The 25,268-nt window shown below is 34.0% G+C and carries 20 protein-coding genes; 8 read left to right on the forward strand and 12 right to left on the reverse strand.

Annotation, left to right across the window (positions count from 1 at the left end; all coding sequences use genetic code 11):
- Positions 1–83: 83 nt before the first annotated feature.
- Positions 84–1,868, reverse strand: coding sequence for a hypothetical protein (locus K4L44_11225; protein QZE13160.1), 1,785 nt, complete (start codon positions 1,866–1,868; stop codon positions 84–86).
- A gap of 12 nt (positions 1,869–1,880) precedes the next feature.
- Entirely contained in the window at positions 1,881–5,072 is a 3,192-nt protein-coding gene (locus K4L44_11230) for a tetratricopeptide repeat protein (GenBank protein ID QZE13161.1), read from the reverse strand.
- Between the two features lie 202 nt (positions 5,073–5,274).
- On the opposite strand from K4L44_11230, the gene K4L44_11235 reads away from it, so the two are divergent.
- On the forward strand, positions 5,275–5,940 hold the full coding sequence (locus K4L44_11235; GenBank protein QZE13162.1) for an ATP-binding cassette domain-containing protein: 666 nt from the start codon (positions 5,275–5,277) through the stop codon (positions 5,938–5,940).
- A gap of 41 nt (positions 5,941–5,981) precedes the next feature.
- Here the strand turns inward: K4L44_11235 and K4L44_11240 are convergent, their stop codons facing one another.
- The 8 genes from K4L44_11240 to K4L44_11275 all read right to left on the reverse strand — a co-directional run bounded on the left by K4L44_11240 (position 5,982) and on the right by K4L44_11275 (position 13,501).
- Positions 5,982–6,656 carry a PorT family protein gene (locus K4L44_11240; GenBank protein QZE13163.1) on the reverse strand — a complete coding sequence of 225 codons (675 nt, stop codon included), beginning with the start codon at positions 6,654–6,656 and terminating at the stop codon, positions 5,982–5,984.
- A 95-nt stretch (positions 6,657–6,751) separates the two neighbouring features.
- A complete protein-coding gene (locus K4L44_11245; GenBank protein ID QZE13164.1) occupies positions 6,752–7,201 on the reverse strand; it encodes a GAF domain-containing protein in 450 nt (149 codons plus the stop codon).
- 7 nt (positions 7,202–7,208) lie between these two features.
- Positions 7,209–7,661 (reverse strand): aspartate carbamoyltransferase regulatory subunit, encoded by a 453-nt coding sequence (pyrI, locus tag K4L44_11250; protein QZE13165.1) that lies wholly within the window; start codon positions 7,659–7,661, stop codon positions 7,209–7,211.
- A gap of 6 nt (positions 7,662–7,667) precedes the next feature.
- Entirely contained in the window at positions 7,668–8,579 is a 912-nt protein-coding gene (pyrB, locus tag K4L44_11255) for an aspartate carbamoyltransferase (protein QZE13166.1), read from the reverse strand.
- A gap of 145 nt (positions 8,580–8,724) precedes the next feature.
- Positions 8,725–9,339 carry a YigZ family protein gene (locus K4L44_11260; protein ID QZE15997.1) on the reverse strand — a complete coding sequence of 205 codons (615 nt, stop codon included), beginning with the start codon at positions 9,337–9,339 and terminating at the stop codon, positions 8,725–8,727.
- A 52-nt stretch (positions 9,340–9,391) separates the two neighbouring features.
- Positions 9,392–10,879 (reverse strand): chromosomal replication initiator protein DnaA, encoded by a 1,488-nt coding sequence (gene dnaA / locus K4L44_11265; protein ID QZE13167.1) that lies wholly within the window; start codon positions 10,877–10,879, stop codon positions 9,392–9,394.
- Positions 10,880–11,178: 299 nt separating this feature from the next.
- Entirely contained in the window at positions 11,179–12,363 is a 1,185-nt protein-coding gene (locus K4L44_11270; GenBank protein QZE13168.1) for an MlaD family protein, read from the reverse strand.
- 31 nt (positions 12,364–12,394) lie between these two features.
- Positions 12,395–13,501 carry an N-acetylmuramoyl-L-alanine amidase gene (locus K4L44_11275; GenBank protein ID QZE13169.1) on the reverse strand — a complete coding sequence of 369 codons (1,107 nt, stop codon included), beginning with the start codon at positions 13,499–13,501 and terminating at the stop codon, positions 12,395–12,397.
- A 178-nt stretch (positions 13,502–13,679) separates the two neighbouring features.
- On the opposite strand from K4L44_11275, the gene K4L44_11280 reads away from it, so the two are divergent.
- Both K4L44_11280 and K4L44_11285 read left to right on the forward strand, forming a co-directional pair.
- On the forward strand, positions 13,680–16,280 hold the full coding sequence (locus K4L44_11280; protein ID QZE13170.1) for an LPS-assembly protein LptD: 2,601 nt from the start codon (positions 13,680–13,682) through the stop codon (positions 16,278–16,280).
- A gap of 153 nt (positions 16,281–16,433) precedes the next feature.
- A complete protein-coding gene (locus tag K4L44_11285; protein QZE13171.1) occupies positions 16,434–17,339 on the forward strand; it encodes an RluA family pseudouridine synthase in 906 nt (301 codons plus the stop codon).
- A 171-nt stretch (positions 17,340–17,510) separates the two neighbouring features.
- Here K4L44_11285 and K4L44_11290 read toward each other — a convergent pair whose 3' ends face one another.
- The gene (locus K4L44_11290; GenBank protein ID QZE13172.1) at positions 17,511–19,043 is read right to left on the reverse strand and encodes an arylsulfatase; all 1,533 of its coding nucleotides are present in this window, start codon (positions 19,041–19,043) and stop codon (positions 17,511–17,513) included.
- 158 nt (positions 19,044–19,201) lie between these two features.
- A complete protein-coding gene (locus K4L44_11295; GenBank protein QZE13173.1) occupies positions 19,202–21,385 on the reverse strand; it encodes a sodium-translocating pyrophosphatase in 2,184 nt (727 codons plus the stop codon).
- Between the two features lie 507 nt (positions 21,386–21,892).
- On the opposite strand from K4L44_11295, the gene K4L44_11300 reads away from it, so the two are divergent.
- From K4L44_11300 to K4L44_11320, 5 genes are all read left to right on the forward strand, one after another.
- Positions 21,893–22,330, forward strand: coding sequence for a hypothetical protein (locus tag K4L44_11300; GenBank protein QZE13174.1), 438 nt, complete (start codon positions 21,893–21,895; stop codon positions 22,328–22,330).
- Positions 22,331–22,470: 140 nt separating this feature from the next.
- On the forward strand, positions 22,471–22,884 hold the full coding sequence (locus K4L44_11305; protein ID QZE15998.1) for an IS630 family transposase: 414 nt from the start codon (positions 22,471–22,473) through the stop codon (positions 22,882–22,884).
- A 59-nt stretch (positions 22,885–22,943) separates the two neighbouring features.
- Entirely contained in the window at positions 22,944–23,819 is an 876-nt protein-coding gene (locus K4L44_11310) for an alpha/beta fold hydrolase (protein ID QZE13175.1), read from the forward strand.
- Positions 23,820–23,884: 65 nt separating this feature from the next.
- Entirely contained in the window at positions 23,885–24,706 is an 822-nt protein-coding gene (locus K4L44_11315; GenBank protein QZE13176.1) for an AraC family transcriptional regulator, read from the forward strand.
- Positions 24,707–24,779: 73 nt separating this feature from the next.
- On the forward strand, positions 24,780–25,157 hold the full coding sequence (locus K4L44_11320) for a carboxymuconolactone decarboxylase family protein (protein ID QZE13177.1): 378 nt from the start codon (positions 24,780–24,782) through the stop codon (positions 25,155–25,157).
- The last annotated feature ends 111 nt before the right edge of the window (positions 25,158–25,268 follow it).

A 25,268-nucleotide genomic window follows, 5' to 3' on the forward strand; every position in this document is an offset into this window, starting at 1 on the left:
AAAAGACATCAGCAAATATACTGAAAATAGTTCTATTTTTAGCACTCTTAAATCAAAGATACAGCCTTTTTAAAGTAAGCTAATTAGAAGTTCCATGTAGCACCAAGTTTAAATTCAAAACCATTCTCATTATAACCTAACCATTTCTGATAATTCTGATTTAGAAGATTTTCAAAATCACAATATACAGTCAGGTTGTATGGGAGCTCATACTTTGCTCCAACTCCAATATTCCAATATGATTTTATTAAAACTGCATTATTTGCCTGCTTAGCAACATTCTCTTTACCCACACCATTATCAACAGTATTAATAGAATACACCATTCCATTTTGTTCCCCAACGAAATTAACCTTTGAATTTAAAGAGAGACGAGGAGTTACTTGGAAATGTCCATTTACATCAAATTCAAATTTTGGCTTATAATAAAGTGAGTCGCTATCGAGACTGTAATTATTATATTGAAAACCTGCAGATACGAAAGTCTTTTTTGAAAGAACAGCATTCAGTTTTAGACCAAGTGTGGTAGTATTAATATCCTGATAGAATACATTAAATCTATTATCATATACCTCAACACCATTATCCTCTACATACTTTTGCATTCCCCAATAGTGCTCATTTCCCACCACCTTATATTTCACAAAAGCATCATAGCTAATAATAGAAGCAAAGAGACCCTTCATTCCAAAGGACATTTTCAGCTTTTCTTTAGAATCCATTACCCTTTGTGAATTATTAATATAACTATTTTCAAAAATCATTTTACTATAGCTATTATTCTTAATGCCACCGTTCAAGGATAGATAAAGTTTCATATAACCTTTTAGAACATCATAATCCACATGAATCTCTGGGTAAACCAATATATTGTTCCCAAAAACAGAGTCAAATGAGCCATCAACACCAATCCCCACAGACCCTACAAAGAGGTCATTTCTAAAACTCACATTTGGAACGAACCTAAAAAAGAGATCCTTTGCTAAATCAGTTGGGAAAGCATGGCTACTATTAGACAATCCATCATAGACAAATTGAAAATCAACCCCACCATAGAGCTTATTAAACTTCTTCAATAGATCAAGGTCGAGAACAACATTATTTTCCACTTGATCATAGTTTGTTTTCAAATATGTATATTTTACAGCAGAATTAACAGAGACCTTGTCTGCAGGCTTTTCTGTTTTAAATGTCACTCCTATAGAAGCATGATTTTGTGAAAATCGGTCGCCATAATGATATGGATTTTGTGAATCATCTAGAATTGCCGAAGGGACTTCTCCCACATAACCATAGTAACTATTAAAATGATTTCCATACCCCACATCAACCCCTAATACTGATTCCTCAAGGAAGAAACGTGATGAAAGATCTACGAGTGTATTAGATCTTGGAGCACCTACTTTTTGACCAGAATCTAACTTTATATTCCCAAATTGCGAATTATGAAATACATTAAATCCGAAAAGGTATTTTGAAGCGTTCTTATTATTATAAACAGCTTCAAAGAGAGGTGAGATATAAGTACCAAAACCAGCTTTTAAATAACCATACCCCTTTCTATCATAAGTAGGCAAATCCATCTCAGCAGGTTTCATCTTGGCAAGTGTTATATTCTTACTAATAGGGTGTCCTAGCATATCATATTTCACATCCACTTTTTTACCCTGCTTCTCCAGCTCTGGCTCATCCATGATCTTCTGAACATTCTCGTAAACCTTGCGTTCACTTTCGAATTTAAAAGACTTATTAAAGCCAATCTTTGTTTTTGTACTGTCCTGCATTGCGGTAATAGATGAGGCCTTAGATTGCATCATATTACCGAATGAAATGACAGCTATAAATATTATAACAGTTATTTTTTTCATTTTTCTCAATCATTAAAAATGGACAGTTCCTGTTTTCCCAGGTTCCTTTTTAGTTGAATCACTCTTTGGTGCAGCACTCTTCTGCTCCTCTTGAATAATGGAATTATATATCTTCTCTAATTCATTCTTATGTTTGGCATCAATATTAAGATTCTGATCTAAGATTCCTTTCAACCAAACCTTTGCACTTAGCTTATCATTCTTCGCAATCATTGCTTGACATGCAACAATATAGTATCGAGCAAGAACATTTGGATTGGGACCTACTTTAGGACCGTACACCTTTAATAGAAGATTAATACAATCATCATAAGCTCCTTTTTGGTACAATAAAACACCTCTACGATATACAGAATTAACACTATAGGTATCATTATAGTCAATATACTTAACTCGTTCCATCGATTTTAATGCAAGGTCATCTTGTCTCATCTTTAAATAAGAAAGTCCCTGAAGATATAGAACTTCATTTTTAAGCGATGTAGACAAGTTTCCATAGTTTTTAATCTTCTCTGCACCCTTGACAACATTATTCCATTTTGCAGCCGCAAAAGATGCTCTAATATAACCAATAAAGCCTGTAACGTTCGCCTCCTTATCTCCTTCAATCCACATCATTCGCTGATATTGAAGCACTGATTCATCATAACGCTTCTCTTTCATCAGATAAGAAGCTGCATTTTTCAAAGAAGAAGCATAAAAAGGACCACGTCCCATTCGTATGATCATATTTGTATACATATATGATTTTTTCGAATCACCTAGAGAATCATAGAACTCAACTAAATAACGACAAATTTCACGTCGATATTTTCCATTAGGGAAACTGTTTAAATACTTCTTAAGCGATAATTCGTATGCACTCGTATGGTTATAACTAACAAGATCATTGTCTTTAGCACCACTTGCCAATAGAACATTTGGTTCTCTTTTAGCATCTATTTCCGATAAGGGTTTTGATCGACTAAACTGACTAAACTCAACAGTTTCATTTAATCGAACCTTTCTAGAGTAGTGACTTTCTATTGCTTGGAAAGCCAAAACATCTCTATCGATATCGCTCTTACTTACAGAAATATGATTTTTCTTTACGTAATCGACAAACCCATCGGGATCATTATTATTGACATATACACTACGAAGCTTAGCTAATGCCCTTTCTCTTTTATCCGAAGAGGGATAGTTTTCAATAAGAGACTTTAATGCATCTGAAGCCGCGGAATAGTTATGCTCTCTAATATAAATTCCAGACAAGCCTAGAAGAGCTTCGGGGACATATTGACTATCATTTGACTCTACTACCTTTTTAAACTCACCTTTAGACTGATCTATAGCATTTCTATTTCGCAAAGATTTTCCAATCTGAAGATGAGAATAAACAGCATAAATAGAATTTGGAAAATATTTCAACAATCTCTGCAGCGTCTCCTCCTCTTTGCTTGTATTATTGGTAATATTATAAATATTTGCAGATTGAAATAGAGAATAATCTGGATTACTTGAATTTAAATGATATGCCCTATCATACTGAGCTAAAGCAGTACCAAGTTGATTCATCACATAAAAACAGTCTCCATTACGATTATAACTATCTGCTAGAATAGGTTTGCTTGAATCCTTATATCCATAAATAAAACGTTCGAAATATTTCTGAGCAGATTTATAATCTTTCTGCATGTAATAACAATAACCAATACTATAGCTTACCTTGGTCCCTTGTTTACATAGGTATGCACCTGGTGAAGCTTGATACTTTTTATAATAAGTCAAGGCTTTATCATAATCTTTAAGATAATAATAACTCTCTCCACTCCAATAATAAGCAGTAGCTTCTTCTCTCTCGCTTTTAAAATTGTATTTCCCTGCTTTATTAAACATATCTATCGCATTACGATACTCTCCTAGCATAAAACTGTTAAGAGCTAATCGATTGCAATTTATCTCATATGCTACTTGCATTTCAGGATATATAGAAGGGAGTGTCTCAATAATCTCTAGTGCTTTTTTGTGATTTGGAGTATTACTAAATGTTAGTGCCAAAAAGTGGTAGGCTTCTCTATTACGATCACATAGCGGATACTTTTTTACATAATCTCTAAACATATCCAAAGGATCATTCGTTGCATTCCAATTTTGTAAGTAACTGATTTTTGTCGCTAGAAAAAATGAATCTTCTGAGATCTTTTCGTCATAATCCATTTTGGATGCCTTTAATAATGCATTAAGAGCATTAGACTTATCCCCTAACTCATCACAACAAGCCCCTACATGGTATAAGCTATTCTGTCCTAAAGCACTTTTATTATCCGCAACACGCACGAATATATCTTTGGCTTTTTCATACTTTTTGGCATGAAAAAGACAGTAAGCATAATAGTAATCTGATTGATCATTCTTACTTGTAGCTAATTTATCATATTCAACAAAATAAGGAAGTGCTTCTGTATAATCTGACTTTAAGTAATAAGCCTCACCAATAAGTCTAGCCATATCCCCTTTAAAAGCACCTTCAGACTCCTTATACAGAGCCTTAGCCATAGTCAAAGCTTGATCAATCGAACCTTTTTTCAACAATATCTGACATTTATATGTATCGACAAACCCTTTAAACTCTGGATCATCTTCGATTTCAGACAAGTGCGATAAAGAGTTCGCATACATTCCTTCCTCATAAAAGATAAAAGCCAAATATGAATGGGCAGCATGATCATACATCGACGATTGAGTCCTATCACTATTGGAAACCACATTTTGCAAATCGGATCTCGCTTGTTTATATTCAGATCTATTTAGATAACAAAAACCCCTTTTATAATAAAACTCATCTAATTTGGTTTCATCTAATTTGGTTTCATCTACATTTTTCAAATACAAAAGTGCATCATCATAAGAAGCATTTTCAAAATACTTTGATCCTAGCTCTAAACTTCCCGAAGTAGCCAATTTACTACCAGCATAATGATCAACAAAATTATGCATCAATGTATATCCTCGTTTCTGATTTAAATGCAACGAACATGAAGCATAATAATAAGCAGACTCTGCTTCATAATTATTTTGTAAGGTATTGGCATGCATTATCTTTTCAAATTCGATAGAAGCTTTACCATAATTACCACTATTGTACATTTCTAATGCCTTCTCAAACCTCTCAGACACATTCAACTGAATTATCTGTGCTTGAGAGATATACGCAGAAAACATAAATCCAAAAATTAAACATAGTGTTCTTTTCAATCCGCCCATTTTGTATGTTGATTTATGTCTATTAGTATTTTATTATAGGTCCAAACATGATTCCCCAACATAAAATTGGGTAAAATCTTCTCAAAAATGCATATTTTTGAACTATTTAGGGTAAAAAATCACAAATTATTTAACATCAAAAAAAATAACATATTTATAAATGGATATACTACTAGATATAAAAGATGCAACGCTAGTACTACAAAACAATGTTATACTTGAAAATATCGACCTTCGTATTAAACAAGGAGACTTTGTTTATATAATAGGAAAAGTTGGAACAGGAAAAACAACACTCCTAAAATCAATCTACGGAACGATTCCTATAAAAAAAGGACAGATTTTTTTTGACCATAAAAATGTGGGACTGATTAAGCAAAAAGAGATGTATCTACACCGAAGAAAAATTGGTATGATATTTCAGGAGTTTCACCTTCTAGAGGATAGATCTGTATTTCAGAACTTAGAATTTGTTTTAAAAGCAACTGGTTGGACCGATAAAAAAACGATAGAAAATCATATCAATACAACACTCGAATGGTGCAATATCGAATCATTAAGAAATAAATTCCCTAACGAACTATCGGGAGGTGAAAAAAATATTGCGTCCATCTCAAGAGCTATAATAAATGATCCCAAACTAATATTAGCAGATGAGCCTACACAAAACCTAGATCCAGAAACGGCCACATCTCAACTAGAACTATTAAACAGAATCAATCAAACAGGCACGACAATAATAATGTCAACTCACAATCATTCACTAATCAACAAATACCCTAAAACGACCTATAAATGTAAAGATAAAAAGTTTACATTGTTATAAACAGAAATAGGTGTTTTCAAAACTGAAAACACCAAAACACTTTACTTATGAAAATCATACAACCATGACAATGTAATACCTATATTTTGATTCCTAGAAGATGCATAACCAATAGTACCATCATCAAAAACATTTAGAAGACTTAATGTATATCTTCCTTCAAGAAGAATTGCCTGGTGAGAAAAACGATACTCTAAACCAGCTCCTCCACAAAATGCAAAATCAAAAGTCTTGTCCAAAGGAACACCATAATAATTTTGAGGTTTGGCACCTGGTACTGTAACCTCTTTTTTCTCTTCTTCTGACAAAAGAAAAGAGACCGATGGTCCAATATTGATAAATGCTCTAAAATTTTTCTTCCCTATCGAGATATGAGTCATCACAGGAACTTCAATGTAGTTTAGTCGACGTGAATAAGTAATTCCCACCCTATCCTTTTCTTGCCATCCTTTCTGCGTATAGTTTATTTCAGCCAAAATCCCAACATGCTCTTCAGACATATTACGAAAAACCAATCCAACCTGATATCCATTAAAACTACTAGCATCAGTAGGCAATTGAGTATATGGGTTCGTATTCGGGTAGAACTTCATCCAAGAAATTGAAGAACCCCCTTTTACACCAATATAGTTGTGAGCTTTTCTATAAAACTGACCATAACTAGACTGACAAACAGTCAAGAAAAAAAACAATAGAAAGAAGTAGTATCTCTTCATAAAAAAAACATTAACACATAGTGCCTACCAACAATAGGCAAGTTACGGACGATGTATAAGGATATTTTATTTCAAATATCCTTATACATACGAACTTAATAATATTTTGACAATAAATTTGAAACTTGTTCCAAGAAACATTGATCTTCATTTGTAAATGGAGCAATCGAACGAGAATCTATATCGATTTCTGCAACAAACTTACCCAATTTTTTGATCGGAACAACCACTTCAGATTGAACATCTACACTACAAGAGATATAATTACTCTCCTCTGAAACATCTTGAACAATCATTGTTGAATTTTTCTCTGCAACTTGTCCACAAACACCATTTCCTACAGCAATCTCCAAATGATCGGTTTTATTCCCTACATAGGGTCCTAAGACAAGAATACCTCTATTAAGATCAAGCTCATAAATACCAACCCAATCATAATGATAAACTTCTTCTTTCAAAACATCTACAACAAAAGACAGTGCATCCAACTTCTCTTTCCCATCAATGCCAAGCTCCAATTTCTCTAGTACAAGATTAAAATCCATGTAAATACTATTTAAGTTCTAATTGATCCCCAAAGGTAATCTTTTCACAATAGTGACACTTTAATGCAAGAGGCTCTGTAGATACTACTGCAAAATGTGTTGTCACATCTTCAAAGTTAGTAATACATTTTGGATTAAAACACTTTGCGATAGCATCAATTTTGGTCGGAATAGACACATTTCTCTTCTCTACAACCTTATAATCCTTAATTACGTTCAGTTTAGCAGAAGGGGCAATCAATGCAATTTTATCCACTTCATTATCATGGAAAAAGCGATTCTCGATCTTAACAATACCCTTCTTATGAACTTGTTTGCTCTCTAGATTATTCCCTATTGTGACCATATCAGAACATAAGTCAAGTTCTAATATTGCGATAACTTTAAATAGTACATTTGGAGAGATATGATCAATTACAGTACCATTCTTTATAGCACTTACATTTAATATTTTTTGCATAACGAATTACTTTAAACCTAAAACATGTGAAATTATTGCCATACGAGTATATACACCATTCTTGGCTTGATCAAAATAGTAAGCCTTTGGATTCGCATCCACGTCTGTAGCGATTTCATTTACACGAGGAAGTGGATGTAGAATACGTAAGTTATCTTTAGTATTCTGCAACATCTCATTCTTTAGGATATATACATTTTTCACCTTCTCATACTCTAACACATCTTGAAAACGCTCTCTCTGAACTCTTGTCATATACATTACATCTGCCTCTGAAATAATATCTGTAAATTCTCGATGCTCAAAATAACGTATGTTCTTCTCTTTGAGATAAAGCTTATACACCTCAGGCATCGAAAGCTCTTTAGGTGCTACAAAATTGAAAATTGGATTATCAAAATGAGACATGGCTTCAAGCAAACTATGCACGGTACGACCATATTTCAAGTCCCCAACTAAAAACAAGTTAAGATTATCCAATGTCTTTTGAGTCTTCTGGATAGAGTACAAATCTAACAATGTCTGGGACGGATGTTGATTAGAACCATCACCAGCATTAATTACTGGAACAGAAGACACCTCGCTTGCATATCTAGCACTTCCTTCAATTGGGTGGCGCATAATAATCAAATCGGAATAACTACTAACCATTTTTATGGTATCATGCAATGTCTCTCCTTTAGAAACACTAGAAGATGAAGAATCAGTAAATCCGATTAAACGCCCTCCAAGACGATTGATTGCAGTCTCAAAACTCAATCTTGTACGAGTAGATGGTTCAAAAAAAAGTGAAGCTACTACCTTCCCCTTCAACAATTCTTGATTAGGATTGGCTTCAAAATCAGCTGCTAGTTCTAGTATCCTAAGATACTCTTCTTTTGTAAAATCGGTAATCGATATTAAACTCTTAGTTGTCATAAAAGGTGAATTAATGGACAAAAAAAATACCAATAGTAATGAAACTATTGGTATATATATAAAATAATAAAGTGACTATCTCTTCGATTGAAATAATCTCGATATTCTATTCGATCAATATTTAAATTTATCACACTCATAAACTCTAAAGAACACCTACATTTTCTACAGTTACACTATCAATTTTCTTAAACCGTGAAACAATAGAATTTGTTTTCGTTTTTCTAATTGGTAAAACAATACTACACATCAAATCATACTCTGAAGAGATCTGTTTTAAAGATTCATCTTTAATCACCTTCATCACATCATTCATAACGAGATAATCAAAAGTAACTTGAATTAGATCCTCAACGATCTTCTCAATTACCTGAGCATTATCAATAACATCCAATGTACTCTTCTTATAGGCATTAATCAAACCAGGCACACCTAACAATGTTCCTCCAAAATAACGAACTACAACCACTAATACATTCGACAACTCATTAGACAATAACTGACCCAAGATAGGCTTCCCAGCACTACCTGAAGGCTCTCCATCATCATTTGCACGAAACTCATCTCCTTCAACGCCCAATCTATACGCATAACAGTGGTGTCGCGCACTATAATGCTCTTTCTTTAGTACGTCAATGATAGGCTTCACCTCAGATTGATCATAAATAGGATAGGCATAAGCGATAAACTTACTCCCTTTATCCTTAAATAAACCTTCTGCAGTTCCTTCAATGGTTTTATATGTATCTTTTAATTCTATCAAAATTTACCTAAAAAAAAGCAAACATAAATTATGTCTACTTTAAATATATCTATACTCGTATCTGAGATTCAATCTCAGATAAATATTTTTGAAATTTCTTATCTGTTTCCCGCAAATTAGTAATAGCCTTACAAGCGTGAAGCACTGTAGCATGGTCTTTTTTACCGATCTGTGCACCAATGGACGACAAAGAAGAATCAGTCATACTCTTTGCAAAATACATAGCAATCTGTCTTGCCTGTACAATTTCTCTCTTTCTTGTTTTTGCTTGCAATTGCTCGGGTTTCATCTTAAAGTAATCACAAACCGTTTTAGTAATCACTGGAATAGAATACTCCTTCTTAGCTTGTTTAACCAATTTTGATATTGCATCATTTGCCAAACTAACATCAATATTCTTATTATTTAATGTCGACTGAGCTAAAAGAGATATGATTGCCCCTTCTAATTCTCTCACATTATTTTTTACATTATTGGCAATATACTCTACAACAGAATCTTCAAGATCCAATCCATTCATTAATGCTTTCTGCTTCAATATTGCCACTCTAGTATCAAAGTTAGGCTCCGTTATATCAGCAGTAAGTCCCCATTTAAATCGAGTCAATAATCTCTCCTCCATTCCTTTCAATTCAACTGGAGGTTTATCTGAAGTCAAAATTAATTGTTTCTTATTTTGGTGCAGATGATTAAAAATATGAAAAAACGCAAGCTGCGTTTTTTCTCGTCCTGCAAGCTCTTGTATATCATCAATAATTAAGACATCAATCATTTGATAGAAATGTAAAAAATCATTTCTATTATTATTCTTAGTAGCCTCAGAAAATTGAGTCATAAATTTATTCGCAGAGACATAGAGAACTGTTTTCTCAGGAAAATTAACTTTCACCTCATTACCTACCGCCTGGGCAACATGAGTTTTACCCAGTCCTGAGTTACCATAAATAACTAATGGATTAAAAGCTGTTCCTCCAGGATTCTTTGCAATTGCAAATCCAGCGCTTCTAGCCAATTTATTACAATCTCCTTCGATAAAATTTTTAAAATTATTCACCGAATTTAATTGTGGGTCTATTTGAATCTTTCTAATCCCTGGAATAACAAACGGGTTTTTTATCGAATGATCTTTCTCAGCAGGTTGCATACGCTGAGCACGAGACCCAACGCTACTTTTAATAGGAACTTCATGCACAGTAGAAGTCTTTGATACAGAAGCTGTAGGCATAGTGGCCGTTGGAACTTCCACTTTTAAATTTACTGCATTCTTACTTTGTAGACTTGCATGATCCATCTTCACATGATAATCCAATTTTGCACCAAAACCTAAGTGAAGTCTCAATGCCTTTCGAAGAATATCAATAAATTGTTCCTCTAAATATTCATAGAAAAATGGACTAGGAACTTGTATAGTAAGAACCATACCCTCTAACTTTATAGGAATAATTGGTTCAAACCAAGTCTTATAGCTTATTGCAGGTATATTCTCACGAATTACCCCCAAACATTTACTCCATATTTCTACGTGATCTTTATTCATTTAATATATTAAAAAGCACAAAATAAATCTCCAAAAAAACTTAAAATTCTAGAGACAATAATCAGTTAACAAAAATTAAAAGGTGTCATACACATACAGTGAGTACAAATATCGAAAATTAATTGTTTATAAAAAAAAGACAAAATATTAGGTTTTCATTATTTAATTACATCTGACTGTAAATCAGTAACTTACACAAGTTACTGATTTGCAACACAATACAGTATATTAGTAAATAGAAAGCTCCACAGAGTCGAGACTTTTATTCAATCTCAACTTAAAGCAAACAAATCTTAATTTTAGTCAAACGCTTTATCTAAAGAAACTTCACGTTTCCCTTTATAAGCAACTAAATTTGCCGATGGGAAGAATACTTTTATTTTATCAAATTCTTTTCGAGCATAAGATAAATCATCAAAATAGTTTGATATCCATAGATCCTTTTTATTATTCAATCGATAATCTACCAAAAGCTTCATATTCTCTTCCTTCACCAAATGATTTTCAATCGTAACAGCTAATGAAATGCCAGATTTCAGTTTCAAATTATCCAAATCAACAAGAAACACCTTTCTTCCTAAACTTACGGCACTCAATTGAACGTATCTTTCTGGATATTTCTTAAAGTCTTCAACTAAAGAGTTTACCCCTTTGATCGTCTTCTCCAATTCATTATAAACACCTTCTTCGTTCAGAAGTTTGCCCGCAGTACCTTTTCCTTTAGCCAACTTTCCTGCTATAGTACGTAGATCTAAAACAAGAGAATCAATACCACTATTGTTTAGAGTAGATGCTACAGACTGTAGTTCATGAATCAACACGTTCACATTCAGTAAAGTTCCTTTAATAGAGTCTGTAATTGCCTCCGAATTTGCAACAACATGATTAAAGTGATTCTTATTTACTTTCAACACCTCGGATAAATCTCGTGTAATATTATTAAGATTAGAGATGGAGTTCGAAATATCTAGTTGGGTTTCTGGTGTAAGAATATTATTTAAAGCCGTCATAGTACTATCTGCATCAAGAACCAAAGTCTCTACGTGCTTCTGAAGAGGAGAAAGTCGTTTATTCAGTTCTGAAACCAAATCAGGCTCTACTGCTCCTTTTAAGACTTTATTCGATCCACTCGGATCAGAAGTCACATTCTCAAGACGAACTGCTTTAGAACCCAAAAAATCTGTACTTACGATCTTTGCAATCACCTCACGACCTAAAGGAAGATCGTCTCTTACATCCAAAGCAACAATCATTCGATCCTTTTCAGTATCTATTTCAATTTTAGAAACAACACCAACTTTTAACCCTTTGTAAAGAATCGGACTACTTTCAACAAGTCCATTAATATCTTCATAATATGCATGGTAACGATTATCTCCAAAAAAAATCCCTTTACCCTTCAAAAAATTAAGACCTAGAACAAAAACAACAAGAGTGATAACAAAGACCAACCCAATTCTAATATTTCTCTTATTTTTTATCATAAATTATTTAATCAAATTATACGATGAAAGACTATTTGATAATCTTTCTCTTACCACTTTTTGTCAAACCAACCACAAAAGCACTATTCACAAATTGCTTGACACTTTTCAAATTATCTTTTGCTATTTCAAATGATTTAAAATTTCCATAATAATAACGATACCATTTACCCTCTTTTATTTCTATGACATTCCCTGTTAATTCTTCAAACTTCTCAAGACTAATAGCATGACCAGAAGCAGCAACCTGAATCGCATAAGACATCTGAGAAACATCAGTTTTAATTGACTTCTTTGCTTTATCTAACGAAAAACCACTATTTTTTGTTTTATAGACTACTCCTCCTTGCTTCTTAATATATCGAAGAACTGATTTTGTTATGATTTGAGCACGTTGATTAATATAATCACTACTCTTCATCTCCAAAGCTTCTTCGGCATTACTAAGATATCCAACTTCAATCAATACACTTGGCATATCTGTCTTTCTTAAAACCAAAAATCCAGCCTGTTTAACTCCTCTGTTTTTCAATTTATGTTTATTAAGCTCTTCATTCATCAACTCGGTAAAATATATACTTTGTTGAAAATTTTCATCCTTAACCATCGTCATCATTATATACGATTCTGGAGAAAATGGGTCAAAGTTTTCATACGTTGATTCATAATTATCCTCAAGCAAAATTACACTATTTTCATTCTTAGCAACCTCATTCTCTCGATCGAGTGCACCCACACCTAAAGTGTAGATCTCCGTCCCTTTAATTTTTGGATTACGACATGAGTTTGCATGTATAGATATAAAGAGATCTGCCTTAGCCGAATTAGCAATCTCTGCACGCCTATTTAATTCTACAAATCTATCATCCATTCGAGTCATGATAACTCTCAAGTTTTTATAATTTTTTAATCTATTATGCAAAACTAGGGACAAATTTAAAACCACATCCTTTTCAAATGTTTTATTTCGTATTGCCCCTGGATCTTTTCCACCATGACCTGCATCAATAACCAAAACAAACTCCGATCTTTTAGCTGTTGCGAAAAGAGATAAAGTTGAGAAACAAGTGAAAAACAAAACAACACCTATCTTCGTTAAATTTAAATAGACATTCGTATTTAAAACAGTGATTTTCATAAATTGTAATTAGGATAATAACAGACGAGACAAATATAACTATTAAATTAAAAAACTTTAAACTACTTTTGATGAAGGGATTTTATATTTTTGCAGCAAGAGCACTCATCTGTGCAGGTATGTACAGTTATTAATACGGCCTACAGATAAACTTTGTCAAACAACAATTCAATATATCTTGAAGAAAAATAGTTTTATATTATCTTTTATTTTATGCTTTCTATGGATCAACACCTTAGTCCAAGCAAAACTTGAAAGCCACATCAATTACTCATTCGTAATTCAAGACTCTATATATGTAGTACAAGATTCTCTAAAAATCAAACAAGACACTACACGAAACGATTCCATTGCAAAAAAGTCAAACACCATTGATGCACAAATCATATCAACGGGAAAAGATTCCATTGTCGTTATGCCTCGTAAAGGGAAAACAGTCTATTATGGAGACGCATCTGTGATTTACAAAGACCTCTCTTTAAAAGCTGCTTACATTGAGATGACCATGGATAGTTCTGAAATATTTGCAAAAGGGATGCCTGATTCTACAGGAACTATTATTGGAAAACCTATTTTCAAACAAGGTAGTGATGAATTTGATGCAGAAACCATACGTTATAATTTTAAAACAAAAAAAGGGATTGTCTCGGGCGTGGTAACAGAACAAGAGGGAGGAACAGTAAAAGGAGGAAAAACAAAAATGCTTAATGATTCTGTTTTTTGTATGGTTAATGGAAGATACTCAACATGCGATCACATCGACCATCCCCACTTTTATCTTCAATTAACTAAAGCAAAAGTCATTAAGAATAAAAAAATTATCTCGGGACCTGCTTATTTGGTCATAGAAGATGTATCATTAAAATTCCTATTTATCCCATTTGGATATTTTCCAAACCAAAAGAAGTATTCTTCAGGTATTTTAATCCCATCCTATGGTGAAGAGCAAAACAGAGGATTCTTTTTACGTGATCTAGGATATTATTGGGCAGCAAGCCCATATTTCGACTTCCAAGCTCTAACGGATATATACTCTAACGGATCATGGGGTATCAAGGGAAAATCATCTTATAAAAAAAGATATAAATTTAATGGCAATTTCAACCTTCAATACTATAGCAATATTTTTGGAGAAAAAGGAATAACAACTGGAAAGCTAGCTTATCGAAAACAAAATCAGTTTAGTGTAAGATGGAATCACAGTCAAGATTCAAAAGCTAACCCTACGCAAAATTTTAGTGCTTCGGTAAATCTTTCATCTCAATCTTTTAATCAAGATAATGCAACAAACTATAACGACTACCTTTCTAGTACACAAAACTCTAGTATATCATACTCTAAAAACTGGCCTGGAACTCCATTTAGTTTCACATCAACCTTGAATGCATCACAAAACACGAGTGATAGTACAATAAACTTGACATTACCAAACATCTCTTTTAACATGTCAAGAGTACGTCCTTTTAAACGTGAAAATATGGTTGGTGGAGCAAAATGGTATGACAACCTTTCATTAAGTTACTCTTTGACAATGGCCAATAGCATCAACACCAAACAGGATCAACTAATGAGCTCATCTCTCAGTAAAGATTGGAGAAACGGTGTAAAGCATAGTATTCCTATTTCTACAAGTGTTCGATTCTTAAAATATATCACCGCTACGCCAAGTTTCTCATATAACGAAAGATGGTATACCTATTCCTCAGAACAATATAGGATGTCAGACGGAAAGGTTGGAAAAGATACAATTCCTGGGTTTACTAGAGATTTTGACTACTCTTTTAGCATTGGAACAAGTACGACTCTTTATGGTATGTACCAACCAATTAGCAAAAATTCTAAAATTAAAGGAATTCGACATGTAATGCGACCGTCAATCAGCTTAAGTTACCGTCCTGATTTTAGTGACCCTAAATATGGAATGTATGGTAGCTATATTGACAAAAATGGGAAAGAGGTAAAATATTCATACCATAGTGATGGTATTTATGGATATGCTGGATCAGGTAAATCGGGAACTATTTCATTCTCACTGGACAACAACATAGAGATGAAAGTACTTAACACCAAAGACACAACTTCGAATGAACCGTATAAGAAGATCCCTCTTTTAGATCAACTCTCGTTTAACACAAGCTATAATTTAATGGCTGATTCATTGAATCTTTCACCAATTCAAGTGAGAGGTAGAACCAAAGTAGCTGGAATAAACATTAATTTCGGTACCACTCTTGATCCATACTACTTTGATAAAAATGCAGGAACAAGAGTTAATAAATTTCTTGTCAATGAAACAGGACGTTTGGTTAGAGCAACAAACGCAAACCTCTCTTTCGGTATGGACTTTCACTCTAAAAAAGGAGAAGCAAAGAAGAATAATGACTCTGACAAACAGGTGGAAGATCCCTATATGCACATGACGCATAATTACGCAGATTTTGACGTACCTTGGAATTTCTCATTTGATTATGCGCTTAACTACTCCCATTACGATCCGAGAAACGATGCAAGTATTTCTCAAACACTAAATTTTAATGGGGACTTTAACCTAACAAAGAAATGGAAGTTCTCATTCAATTCAGGATACGATCTTCAAAAACGTGAGTTCACATTTACTCGCTTTAGTATCTTTAGAAACTTACATTGTTGGCAAATGTCATTTGATATGGTTCCTTTTGGTTATCGTCAAAGTTACACATTTACCATTCAAGCAAGTTCTTCAATGCTTAAAGATCTAAAACTAACGAAAAGAAAATCGTTCTACGATAAACAGTACTAAACTATAGCAAGAATATACGATACTGCAATTAAATCTTAAGATTAACGCAAACTTACAAACCTTTTTTAGACAAAGATTTGTAAGTTTGCGGCATCAAAGTTTAAATGCTTAAATATGACCTTTTTACTGCAAAGGGTTTATGGATAATATAAAATGAAAAAAAAGAACTCAGATTTTCACAATAAATCTAAACGTAATACGACCGAGTATAAAGTAGGAGAAGAAACTTCTTTAATGGAATTTTTACAAACTAAATTTCCTGATCGAAGTAGAAATTCAATCAAACAACTACTCCATAATCAAGTCATATTAGTAAATGATGAGGTTGCGACAAAACATGACCATGCCATAAAGAATGGAGATGTGATTACACTTCTTCCTGTTAAAAAGGTAAAGAACAAACGTATTAGAGGTATTGAAATCCTTTTTGAAGACAAATCTCTATTGATTATAAATAAACCTGCTGGTTTGTCTTCAATGCCATATGGACATGGATTAAAAGACTCTGTTTTCTCCATACTTACGTACTATGTGAAAGGCAAAAGTAAACGTCATGAGATCTACAATATCCACCGTATCGATAAAGATATCTCTGGAATTATGGTTTGGGCAAAAAATGAGCTTATTGCCGAGCAGATAAAAGAGAGTTGGATGACAACTCCTCCTAAAAGAGGCTTTTTTGCAATTGTAGAAGGACAGATTAGTCAAAACAAAGGAAAAATAACCTCATTTTTAAAAGAGACACCACAAAAAATTGTCAAATCAAAACAGGACATTTCCTTTGGTAAAGAGGCGACAACAAACTATGAGGTTATAGATGCCAAAGGGGCTTTTACACTAATGAAATTTTGGACTAAACAACCATTTAAACATCAATTTAGAGTACATGCAAAAGAGCTCAATGCTCCTATTCTTGGAGACAAATTGTATGGTTCAAAGAGAAATAATCTAAAAAGAATGGCTCTTCATTTTGGGGAGCTTAAGATGATCCATCCTGTAACAAATAAAACGATTGATATCGATACAGATGTCCCTTCAGACTATCAAAAGCTATTCTAAGAATCTCTTATATTAAGAATAAAAAAAAACTCAATACAAGCTATATAGGCTTACATTGAGTTTTTTTATTTGATGAAATGAAAGAGATTAATAGTAAAGATCCCTCATCTAAAGCATTATCGATATCCCAGTCAACGATTCAACTACTTATTTCACCATACATACCAAAGACTACTGTTCAAGTGCCTTTAACACAAAACTCTTGTTCACGGGAGTTTCATGTGACTCTTTCATAATCTGTGCCATCTCTTTTGTTATCTCTGGATATTTATCTGCAACATCGTGAAGCTCCTGAATATCTTTAGATAGATCATATAGCTCTATTTTCATATTCCCCGCTTTAATATTTTTTCGTATCGCTTTCCAATTTCCTTTTCTAACTGCCTGCTCTCCCTTCAACTCAGGAAATTCCCAGTAAAGATATTCATGCTCCTTCTGATTTTGATTATCTCCCATAAGAGTGGGGTAGAATGATATTCCATCAAGTTCAGAACGATCATAATCAAGCCTAGTGATATCGCAAATCGTTGGGAAAACATCATAGAAAGATGAAATATGATCAGAAATCTGATTCGTTTTAATCTTACTTGGCCATGAAGCAATCATTGGAACTCTAATCCCTCCTTCATGAACAAAACATTTACCCCAACCATACTCATTTTTAAAAGGACCATTACTATCAAACCATTTAGACTCCGTTCCTCCATTAAATGTTGCACCATTATCTGATGCAAAGACGATTAATGTATTCTCATACCTTCCAGTCTTTTTTAAGTGGTCTATCAACTGTCCAACTCTTTCATCCAAATAACTTATCATCGCAGCATAAGTTGCTTTCGGGTATTGAACAGGAAAATATCCACTTGTCCCAAGATAAGGTTTCTCATCCCCAAACTTCTTTCGATAATAATCAACCCACCTTTGAGGTGCTTGTAATGGCACGTGTGGAATAGGCGAAGCCCAATACATAAAAAATGGAGAATCCCTAGGAGTATCATCAATAAACTCAATCATCTTTCCAAACATAAGATCTGGAGAGTAGTCATTTAAATTGAAATCAGCATACGATTCACTTATATTCGGATCAGCACCTTTAGCAAGCTTGGAATGTGGAGCTACAGATCGATTATTCAGATATACTCTATGATCCCCATCATACAGATGCATCGGATAGTATGTATGAGCATTTCTCTGGCAATTATAACCATAAAAGAAATCAAACCCTTTTTGAATCGGTGTAGCACTCGTTTGAGGAGCTCCTAAACCCCACTTCCCAATCATTCCTGTACGATAACCTGCTTTTTGTAAAAGCGCAGGAAAGATCGTGGTCATATCGCTTAGTGGTCTTTGCCCTTCAAGAGTAGAATCTCGTTCACAAGCTTCATAACTCCAAACATCTCCTCGTGAGGTCCACTCATCATTGCCTCTTATTTCAGCATGACCTCCATGTTTTCCAGTCAACAAAACACAGCGTGATGGAGCACATACTGGAGCACCAGCATAGTGTTGGGTAAAACGTATACCATCTTTTGCTAGGCGATCAATATTGGGTGTTTCGATCTTCGTTTGTCCATATATCCCAAGATCTCCATAGCCGAGATCATCTGCAAGTATATATACAATATTTGGCCTTTTATCTTCGGTCTTACAGCCTGTGACCAGATGCAAAGACAACAGTCCTATAAATAGTTTAGAGTAGTTCATATCTAATTGTGTTTATTCTTAAATAAGTCTATTTAAACAAACTAAGATGGAATTTAATTTACGATTCTCAAAACAATTTATATAACTATAACAATGTTTATTCTCACTTACCTTTAAATTATGACAAAGGTAAGTGAAAACAATACATAAAGAATCAACTATAAAAGATGGAACGCAACAGTCACTCCAGCCATTACAATAGATACCATACTCATCAATTTAATTAAAATATTTAAGCTAGGACCAGAAGTATCTTTAAAAGGATCACCAACAGTATCTCCGATAACTGTTGCTTTATGAACATCACTTCCTTTTCCACCTAGATTACCTTCTTCTACATATTTCTTAGCATTATCCCAAGCACCGCCAGCATTTGCCATAAACACTGCTAGGACGAAACCACTTGCCAATCCTCCAACAAGCAACCCCATTACTCCAGAAACACCTAATACAAGACCAACAAGTATCGGAACTATTATTGCCAATATAGATGGCCAGATCATCTCAACCTGTGCTCCTTTGGTAGAGATCTCTACACACCTAGCATAATCCGGCTCCTGTTCTCCTTTTAATATACCAGGAAAAGTCTTAAATTGTCTACGTACCTCCTCAACCATTTTTTGTGCAGCACGACCCACAGCATTCATTGTCAATCCACAAAATAAGAAAGCCATCATACTACCAATAAAAAGTCCAACAAGCACCTTGGGATTCATTAAGTTCACTTCATAATAGTGCATAAAATCCACAAAATTTGCTTTATGAAGAGGTATATCTACCCCATCTACAACCAACACTTCATTTCCTAAACGCAATAACCCGACCTTAAGCTCTTCAATATAAGAAGCCAAAAGAGCTAAACCTGTTAAAGCAGCAGAACCAATAGCAAACCCTTTACCTGTTGCAGCAGTAGTATTTCCTAAAGAATCAAGTGCATCCGTTCTTTTTCGAACCTCTTCTCCAAGACGACTCATTTCAGCATTTCCTCCAGCATTATCCGCTATCGGGCCATAAGCATCGGTCGCCAACGTAATCCCCAAAGTGGAGAGCATTCCAACCGCTGCAATGCCAATTCCATAAAGACCAAGGCCAATATTATCAAAACTAAAATGAGATGCAAATAAGAACGACAACATAATTCCAACAACGATTGCCATCACGGGGATTGCAGTAGAGATCATTCCAGTACCAATACCTGAGATCACAACCGTCGCAGGGCCTGTCTCAGCACTCTCTGCTATTTTTTGGGTTGGTCGATAAGCTTGTGAAGTATAATATTCAGTACTTTTACCGATAATCAAACCAACGATCAATCCCACAACAATCGATCCTCCAATCCATAAATTCATATCCAAAAGGTATATGATACCAAAGGAGAAAATAGCGATTAACACCGAGCTGAAATTAACCCCTTTTCCTAAAGAACGAAGCAATTGATTTTGGGTAGCATTCTCATCGGTTCGAACCAAAAAGATCCCGACAATAGACAATATAATACCCACCGCCGCGATCAACATAGGAGCAATTACTGCGTTAAACTGAGCCTGTTCAGAAAGATGATAAGCTGAGGCACCAAGAGCAGCAGTCGCCAAAATAGAACCACAATAGGATTCATACAAATCGGCCCCCATACCAGCAACATCTCCTACATTATCTCCTACATTATCAGCAATTGTAGCAGGATTACGTGGATCATCTTCAGGAATACCTGCTTCCACTTTTCCAACTAAATCGGCACCTACATCCGCAGCTTTGGTAAAAATACCACCGCCAACACGTGCAAAAAGAGCCTGAGTAGAAGCACCCATACCAAAAGTCAACATCGTAGTCGTTAGTACAGTCATTTTTTCGGCTACAGGTAGAGAATCAAACGCATATTGAAGAAGTACAAACCAAACGGAAATATCTAGCAAGCCAAGTCCAACGACCACAAGCCCCATTACCGCTCCAGAACGGAAAGCAATTTTGAGTCCAGAATTTAATGACTCACGAGCAGCATTCGCCGTTCTTGCGGAAGCCATAGTAGCAGTACGCATTCCTATAAACCCAGCAAGTCCTGAGAAAAAACCTCCAGTCAAGAATGCAAACCAAACCCACTTATTTTGCAATCCAGGCCCATAGGCCATCCATGCAAATAAAATACACAGAGCCAAGAACACCCAAGCAACCACTTTATATTGTTGCTTTAAATAAGCTTTAGCTCCATCTCTAACGTGTTTTGCAATACGTTTCATTTCAGGAGTACCTTCATCCTGCTTCACCATATTTTTATAGAAAAAATATGCAAAAGAGAGAGCAAGAATAGACGCAACAGGTACGATCCAAAAGAGTGTCATTTCCATAGTCTTAATGTTTTATTTAAGTTAACTAGTTAAACTAAAGTTATAAACTAAGAAACAAACATCAAAATATAACGAGCTATTATTGGATATGTTACAGAGAAAAAACTAATAAAACACAAGGTTGTCTCCAAGAACTATTTATAATCAGATAGATGGCTAGAAGATTAACTTTTTCCATTACTAACAAAACAAATTTAAACGATCCGATTTCACTCTCCTTAACGCTTCATTTTTTTAAATAATTCGATTTCACCAAGAATATTAGAAACGAGATACATTTTCATGTCACAATCAATTAAAGAAGATAAAAATTTATTGACATATAAATATCTCAGGCATTTCATGTAGTGATAGCTTTTTATTCTTCCCCTCTTCGACATTTGCCATCTTGAGCAAATCACAGAAAATTCTTTTCTCAATAAAGTAGAAGTTGGATGTAATAAGTAAGTCCACATAATTACAGATAGTTTTTTTTCATGATTAAAATAGATGTTGTTTCTTTGAGACATGCGATATATAAAGTTAACACAGGATGCAGTTCTAAAACTAACTGCTCTATATGAACATTCAGACAACAAGGTGGAAAGAATGCGTTCACATTGCCTATTACTGTCCAATAGTCACTATTCTATGGTTGATATTTCAAGGATAATGGGAATATCTGTCATTACAGTATCACGTCTATTTGACAAGTGGTTAGAATATAATTTTGATGCACTTAGGATTAAACAAGGAAGAGGAGCAAAGTGTAAATTAGCTGGATTCGATGATATAATCAAAGATTTAGTAAAAACAAATAATCGTAATCTATCTTATATACTTCATCATTTGAAAGAACATTATAATCTTACCATTTCAAAAGAGACTTTAATACGTTTTTTAAAAAGATCGGGTATGTATGGAAGCGAGTCCGGCGATCACTCAAGACAAAACGGAATGATATAGACTTCCAACTAAAGCAACATCAACTAACAGAATTACGTAAGTGTGAGGATTCAGGATACTTAGATTTATATTTCGTTGATGAAAGTCACTTTAGTCTAACTCCTTATGTTCCATATGCATGACAGGACAAGAAGAGTCAAATATTACTTCCGTCATCAAGAAGTAAAGCTCTTAATGTTATAGGAGCAATGAATCGTAAAAATGAGATATTTTATGAAGTACATGAAACAACAATTAATAGTGATATTTTGATCTCATTTATAGATAAGTTATGTAATCAGATAACAAAGAAAACAATACTAGTCCTTGATAATGCGCCTATTCATAGATCCAAAAAATTTAAAGCAAAAATAGAAGAATGGAATGCTTTAGATCTTTATATCTATTTTATTCCTCCATATTCTCCAGAACTTAATATCATAGAAATACTTTGGAAACACATCAAATACTTTTGGCTTGAGTTTAAAGCATATGAAAGCTACAATTCTCTGAAAAAATGTCTATTGGAAACACTAGGAGCATTTGGTTTAGAACATACCATTAATTTTGCATGAGTACTTAAAAAAGGCAAATGACATACTTATTTTTAAAAATTCTATTTAATAATATCATCATGAAAAACATATCATTTTATTCAGAAAAATCGAAAATTTCAGGACTACTATATACACCAGATAATTTTAATGAACACCATACCTATTCAGCAATACTTCTATGTCATGGATTTGCTGGAATCAAAGAACTTCTAGTGGACAATTATGCAAAAGAGTTTGCTAAGCATGGTTTCGTTGCAATGTCTTTCGATTACAGAGGCTTTGGAGAGAGCGAGGGAGAAACGGTTATCGATCCTCTGAATCAAATACAAGACATCTATAACGCATCAGAATATCTTCGACACCAAACATTTGTCGACACAAACAATCTTTCTCTTTGGGGGTCATCACTAGGAGGTGCCAATGCTATTCTTGCATCTGCAATGGATTCAACCTATGCAAGCATCTGTGTTCAACTGACTTTCGGAAATGGAGAGAGGGTGGTTACCCAAGGAGATGAAGCAACGAAAGAAGCAACACTTGGAATGATACGCAAACTTTGGGGTAGAGAAGTATTAAACAACAAAGGAATGATGGTGCCATTAAATAAGATGCTACATGACGAGCAATCATTAATTTTTTTGAAAGAAAATGCAGAAGCATTTCCTGCGCTATTATCTAAAATACCATTTAGCACGTTGAAAAATACATTTAGACTCAAAGCAGAGAAATTCATACCCTTAGTAGAAGCACCAATCCTAATTGTAGGTGCTGAAAATGACGATGTCAATCCCATAATGGAGAGCCATCATCTATATGAAAAAGCAATCGAACCCAAAGAACTTCTTATCATAGAAGAAGCAGGACATTATGATGCATACAGAGGAAATGCATTTGATATGATTGTTAAAAAACAGATTGCATTCTTCAAATCAAATAAAAAACAACAAAAATAAGCGATCTACATTGTTTGAAATCGAAAAATGTAGATCGTCCTTTATCCTAACAAATTGCTGACATTATGAAAACCTATTCCTTAGAAGATATTATCATCTCTTCATGTAACAACCACAGCATATATATAGGAACGTTTCAAGAGACAGAAGATCCTGATATAGAATGGCCACATCGACACGACTTCTACTCACTTGTATGGTTCACTGAAGGATATGGAATCAATGTAATTGACTTTAAAGAATATCAAATCAGACCCAACCGACTATTTTTAGTCAAACCCAACCAAGTACACAATTGGTCCTACTCCGAAGACACCAAAGGGCATATTATCGTCTGTGAGCAACATATGATTGATCATGCATTCCTCTCTCTTTTTTGCCAATCCTATATCGACATATTTCCTTCAGAAGAACGCTTTCTTCTGAACACTTTTACAACACTATTATCAGACGATTCCCTTGAAGACGATATGAGAGAAAAGTTAATAAATATAGGAATAAACTACCTTTTCGCACATATTCATCGCAACCATAAACCGCCCAAGTTATTAGAAAAAGAGAGTCAAATCATTCTTCAGTTTAGTGAACTTATATATCAAAATATTTCAGAAAATATCCCAATAAAAACATTGGTAGAGAAACTTAAGATCACAAATGATCAACTCTCATTGATATGCCAAAATAGATTGGGGAAAAGTACAAAATCACATATCTTAGAGTTAAAAATCACAGAAGCTAAACGACTGTTGTACTTCTCCCAACGATCCATTAAAGAGATATCCTATCAATTAGGGTTTGAAGACAACTCCTATTTTGCACGGATATTTAAACAGAAAGTTGGAGTAAGCCCCAAACAATTTAGAAATAAAAGTACCATCAATACCTAGAAAAGTCCTACTCCAAACACTATGAGTTACACTACTTTTGTTCTATCAAATTTATCACGTAATAATATCAAAGATGAACAAAACTGAACGTTTCAACACAGGGTGGTCGAATATAAAAAAGATTGATGGAAAAGCAGGAATACAAGTAATAGAAAGCCTCAAAGAGATATCTCCCGATCTGGCCAAATACACTATTGAATATCCATTTGGAGATATATACAATCGAAAAACATTACATTTGCGAGCAAAAGAGATGTCCGTTGTTGCAGCTTTGGCAGCTATGGGAACAGCACAACCTCAACTGAAAGTTCATATTCATACTGCTCTAAACATAGGTATAACAAAAGAAGAAATTGCTGAAATCATGTTAATAATAAGTGTCTATGCCGGTTTCCCCGCAGCTTTGAATGGGACGTTTGCATTAAAAGAGGTGATGTATGAAAGAGACTAAAGACAACTAAATATCAAGATTCTTAAAATAGTTAAAGGGAAAGATAATTCTATACTTTACAAACCTCGTTATCATAGCAATTCTCATCAAAAGTAAATTACTATCAGGCAG

It is taken from the genome of Prolixibacteraceae bacterium (genome assembly GCA_019720755.1).
Classification (GTDB): domain Bacteria; phylum Bacteroidota; class Bacteroidia; order Bacteroidales; family Prolixibacteraceae; genus Halosquirtibacter; species Halosquirtibacter laminarini.

Excerpts from the sequence above, each read along its gene's own strand:
- K4L44_11225 (QZE13160.1), bottom strand. The coding sequence starts at position 1,868 with ATGAAAAAAATAACTGTTATAATATTTATAGCTGTCATTTCATTCGGT.
- K4L44_11230 (QZE13161.1), bottom strand. The coding sequence starts at position 5,072 with ATGTTTTCTGCGTATATCTCTCAAGCACAGATAATTCAGTTGAATGTG.
- K4L44_11235 (QZE13162.1), top strand. The coding sequence starts at position 5,275 with ATGGATATACTACTAGATATAAAAGATGCAACGCTAGTACTACAAAAC.
- K4L44_11240 (QZE13163.1), bottom strand. The coding sequence starts at position 6,656 with ATGAAGAGATACTACTTCTTTCTATTGTTTTTTTTCTTGACTGTTTGT.
- K4L44_11245 (QZE13164.1), bottom strand. The coding sequence starts at position 7,201 with ATGGATTTTAATCTTGTACTAGAGAAATTGGAGCTTGGCATTGATGGG.
- pyrI (QZE13165.1), bottom strand. The coding sequence starts at position 7,661 with ATGCAAAAAATATTAAATGTAAGTGCTATAAAGAATGGTACTGTAATT.
- pyrB (QZE13166.1), bottom strand. The coding sequence starts at position 8,579 with ATGACAACTAAGAGTTTAATATCGATTACCGATTTTACAAAAGAAGAG.
- dnaA (QZE13167.1), bottom strand. The coding sequence starts at position 10,879 with ATGAATAAAGATCACGTAGAAATATGGAGTAAATGTTTGGGGGTAATT.
- K4L44_11270 (QZE13168.1), bottom strand. The coding sequence starts at position 12,363 with ATGATAAAAAATAAGAGAAATATTAGAATTGGGTTGGTCTTTGTTATC.
- K4L44_11275 (QZE13169.1), bottom strand. The coding sequence starts at position 13,501 with ATGAAAATCACTGTTTTAAATACGAATGTCTATTTAAATTTAACGAAG.
- K4L44_11285 (QZE13171.1), top strand. The coding sequence starts at position 16,434 with ATGAAAAAAAAGAACTCAGATTTTCACAATAAATCTAAACGTAATACG.
- K4L44_11290 (QZE13172.1), bottom strand. The coding sequence starts at position 19,043 with ATGAACTACTCTAAACTATTTATAGGACTGTTGTCTTTGCATCTGGTC.
- K4L44_11295 (QZE13173.1), bottom strand. The coding sequence starts at position 21,385 with ATGGAAATGACACTCTTTTGGATCGTACCTGTTGCGTCTATTCTTGCT.
- K4L44_11300 (QZE13174.1), top strand. The coding sequence starts at position 21,893 with ATGCGATATATAAAGTTAACACAGGATGCAGTTCTAAAACTAACTGCT.
- K4L44_11310 (QZE13175.1), top strand. The coding sequence starts at position 22,944 with ATGAAAAACATATCATTTTATTCAGAAAAATCGAAAATTTCAGGACTA.
- K4L44_11315 (QZE13176.1), top strand. The coding sequence starts at position 23,885 with ATGAAAACCTATTCCTTAGAAGATATTATCATCTCTTCATGTAACAAC.
- K4L44_11320 (QZE13177.1), top strand. The coding sequence starts at position 24,780 with ATGAACAAAACTGAACGTTTCAACACAGGGTGGTCGAATATAAAAAAG.